Here is a 292-nt window from a genome sequence, read left to right as displayed (position 1 = left end):
GTCTAGTGCAAAGGCGGCACCAACTTGTGCAGCCTCCTGCCCTTGACAGGAGATAACGAATGGTATTTTGCCTGCACGGTTCAACAGCCACATCCGCTCATCAATACGGCGGGCCAAGAGCATCGTTTCATACATCTCCAACACTTTTTCATCACTTAATCCTAAGACTTCATGACGCTTTTCTGTCATTAGTTCATCCTCCTTTTGGATAATACTATTTTCCTTTAAACTTAGCCATGAATGGCCTTTCCATCTACAGCCAATGCCGCTTCCCCGATTGCCTCAGATAACG

The 292-nt window shown here is 46.2% G+C and carries 1 protein-coding gene; it reads right to left on the bottom strand.

What is annotated here, in order from left to right; all coding sequences use genetic code 11:
* On the bottom strand, nucleotides 1-189 hold a 189-nt coding region (locus tag RYX56_RS21835; protein ID WP_317124049.1), incomplete at its 3' end, for a thiamine pyrophosphate-dependent enzyme.
* Nucleotides 190-292: the final 103 nt, after the last annotated feature.

The organism is Alkalihalophilus lindianensis, assembly GCF_032843265.1.
Classification (GTDB): Bacteria; Bacillota; Bacilli; order Bacillales; family Bacillaceae_D; genus Alkalihalophilus; species Alkalihalophilus lindianensis.
Note: the sequence above shows the minus strand (reverse complement) of the source record. Positions and strands in the feature narration are given on the sequence as shown.